Here is a 3,039-nt window from a genome sequence, read left to right on the forward strand (position 1 = left end):
CAGCGCGCCTTGCCGCGCGTGGACGCGGCCATGGCGCGGCAGCTGCAGCGCGACACCCTGCGCCTGCGCGCGTTGGCGCGCTCGATGGAAGCGGTCAGCCCGCTGGCCACCGTGGCGCGTGGCTACGCCATCCTGACCCGCGAAGAAGACGGCCGCCTGGTGCGCTCACCGCTGGACGTGGCGCCGGGCGATGCCCTGAAAGCACGCGTGCAGGACGGCGTCATCGACGTGGTGGTAAGCAAACCGTAGAGCCACGCCCTGCGTGGCTGTACCGTGCGGTGCCACGTAATGCGCCAGCCACGCAGGGCGTGGCTCTACGCGGTGTTTTCGTCAACCACCCGCGCTTTCGCAGAAGCGCTGCCGGTACTGCATCGCCTTGGGCATCAGCGCCTGCAGGTTCTGGATGCGCGTGCCCGGGTTGGGATGCGTCGAGGAAAACTCCGGCGGTGCCTGCCCGCCGCTGGCCTGGCCCATGCGCTCCCACAGCGGGACCGCTTCGCGCGGGTCGAAACAGGCCGCGGCGGCCAGCATCAGCCCGACCTCGTCGGCCTGGGTTTCATGGCTGCGCGCGTACGGCAGCAGGTAGCCATAGCCCATCGCCGACATCACCATCTGCTGCTGCTGCGGGTCCATGCCGCTGGCGGCACCGGCCATCTGGCCGATCTGGGTGAGCTTCTGCTGGGCCATGCGCTGCGCACCATGGCGCAGCAGCGCGTGCGCGATTTCATGCCCCATCACCACGGCCATGGCGTCCTGGGTCTGCGCAACCGGGATGAGCCCGGTGTACACCGCCATCTTGCCGCCGGGCAGGCAGAACGCGTTGGCCTGGTCGGACTGGATCACGTTGACTTCCCACTGGAAATCGCGCGAGAAATGCGCCGGGGTCAGCCCGTGCTCCTGCGCCAGCGAGGTTTCCACCACGTCCACCTTGCGGATGAGGCGCTCGGCAATGGCGCGCACGTCGCGCGAGACCTGCGCGTTCGGGTCCAGCGGCCGTTCCTGCTGCAGGATTTCCTGATAGGCCTGCAGGCCCATCGCCATTTCCTGGTCGGCATCCAGCGAGCTGTCGATCAGCACGCTCTCGCCGGTGTAGGGGTCGACGCTGCGGTTGGAGAACCAGTAGAACGCGGCGTAGCCGGCGAACGCCAGCAGCACCCACCAGCGGATGTTGCCGAACAAACCCGGGCGCCGCGCCCGTTGCTGCTGCTGGCCGCCAAATGGATCGCTGCGCATGCTGGTGGTTCCTGAGGGGTGTGGGAAATCCTACCGCCAACTCCGGGGGGTCAGATACCGCGGACCAGGCGGAACCCGATCCTGGCGCTGGTCGTGTCCGAATCCTGTGATTGCCGCCAGGCCGCGCGGGTCTGCTCCGGCGCATTGGCCCAGTTGCCCCCGCGGATCACCCGCTGCCGGCAGCCGGGGTTGAACCAGGCCACGCCGTCGGCCGGGGCGCGCCGGTAGCTGGCGTGCCAGCAGTCGGCGACCCACTCGCTGAGGTTGCCGGCCATGTCGTGCAGGCCCCAGGCGTTGGGCTGGAAGCTGCCCACCGGCGCCGGCCCCCACCAGCCATCGCCGTAGCCGACGAAGGCGTTGAACCAGCGCCGACCGGACGGCGACACGTCTTCGCCGCCGGTGAAGTTGCCCGACAGCGGCGGCGGCGTGCCGGCATTGCCCCAAGGGTAGCGGCCGCTGGTGGCGGCGCGCATGGCGTACTCGAACTCGGCCTCGCTGGGCAGCCGATAGGAGCGCCCGGTCTGCTCGGACAGCCACATCGCATAATGCTCGGCATCGCGCACGCTCACGTGCATCACCGGCGAATTGGCGATCGCGGGCGTGCCGTCATAGCCAGAACGCCAGTCCACGCCACTGCTGCGGGTGAAGTTGCCGCTGCGTTCGTCGTAGATGATCGAATGGCCGCGCCGGGTGGCGCGCGGGCGCGCGTTGCTGGCCTGCACGTAACGGCGATAGTCGGCCACGGTGATTTCGGTGATGGCCATGGCGAAGCCGCGCTCGAAGCGCACGTAGTGCGCCGGCTTTTCCGCATCGCTGGCGCCGGGTTCGCTGTCGCTGGCCCCCATCTGGAAGCCGCCATGCGGCACCACGATCATCTGCGGACCGCGGCCGCCGTCGCGCAGCGCGTCGCTGAACACCTGGCGCGGGCGGAAGCTGCCGTAGTGGGTGGCCAGTTCGATGCGCTCGCGCAGCTGGCCGACCACCGGGTCGCCCGGCATCGCGATGCGCAGCGCATCTTCCAGTTTCTGCCGCGCCGGCTTGAGTCCCTGCGGCGTGGCCAGATCGCGCAGGCCCTCATCGCGCAGCCGCACCAGGGTCTGCGCGCGGATGGCCTCGATCCGCTCGAACGCGTCGACGATGGTCGGCGCGGAATCGCGCACCTTGGCCGCTTCGGCCAGCCAGGTCCCGGCAGCGGTGAAATCGGCGGCGCGGGCAGCGCTCTCGGCGCGCCGGATCAGCGCGCTCTCGGCCGCGGCCAGGCCCTGCCGCGCACGCGCATCGTCCGGTTGCAGGGCCAGCGCCTCGCGGAAGTTGGGGATGGCGCCATCGCCGTCTTCGCCGATCCGGTCGGCGCGCAGGTCGTCCTCACCGGCCCGGTTGTAGGCAACCACGCGCTGGGCCACTTCCACCCGCGACTGCAGCTGCCGCACCTTGGGGTCGTCGGGGGCCAGGGTCAGCAGCACCAGCGCCATCTCGCTGGCCTGGGCCAGGGCTTCACGCTGCTGCAGCGGCCGCTCCAGCAGCACGGCGGCGTCGTCGAGCAGGCGCTGGCGGGCACGCGCCAGCCCGGCCTTGGCCTGGCGGTCGCCAGGATCGTGCTGCAGCAGCGCCAGCCAGATCGGAATGGCGTCGGCCGCGGTGGCATACAACCGGCCCTCCGCCAGTGCCTTGGCCGCATCTTTGCGCGCCTGGGCCACGCCGTCGTCGGCAATGACCACCGCCGGCGGCTGCCAGCGCTGCTCGGTTTCGGCCGCATCCTCCCCACCGATGGTGACCTGCGCCGGCGCCGGGCTGGCCGTACGCGTC

At 70.7% G+C, this 3,039-nt stretch carries 3 protein-coding genes; 1 reads left to right on the forward strand and 2 read right to left on the reverse strand.

Going from position 1 to position 3,039, the window contains the following annotated elements:
- Positions 1 to 249 (forward strand): exodeoxyribonuclease VII large subunit (locus RWO33_RS19945; protein WP_314107177.1); only part of this gene is annotated, 249 nt, incomplete at its 5' end.
- Between the two features lie 81 nt (positions 250 to 330).
- Here the strand turns inward: RWO33_RS19945 and RWO33_RS19950 are convergent.
- Both RWO33_RS19950 and RWO33_RS19955 read right to left on the reverse strand, forming a co-directional pair.
- A complete protein-coding gene (locus RWO33_RS19950) occupies positions 331 to 1,233 on the reverse strand; it encodes a M48 family metallopeptidase (RefSeq protein ID WP_314107179.1) in 903 nt (300 codons plus the stop codon).
- Positions 1,234 to 1,283: 50 nt separating this feature from the next.
- On the reverse strand, positions 1,284 to 3,002 hold the full coding sequence (locus RWO33_RS19955; protein ID WP_314107181.1) for a formylglycine-generating enzyme family protein: 1,719 nt from the start codon (positions 3,000 to 3,002) through the stop codon (positions 1,284 to 1,286).
- Positions 3,003 to 3,039 lie beyond the last annotated feature (37 nt).

Origin of the sequence: uncultured Stenotrophomonas sp. (assembly GCF_963519925.1) — a bacterium.
In the GTDB taxonomy this organism is placed as follows: Bacteria; Pseudomonadota; Gammaproteobacteria; order Xanthomonadales; family Xanthomonadaceae; genus Stenotrophomonas; species Stenotrophomonas maltophilia_AE.

Excerpts from the sequence above, each read along its gene's own strand:
- RWO33_RS19950 (WP_314107179.1), bottom strand. The coding sequence starts at position 1,233 with ATGCGCAGCGATCCATTTGGCGGCCAGCAGCAGCAACGGGCGCGGCGC.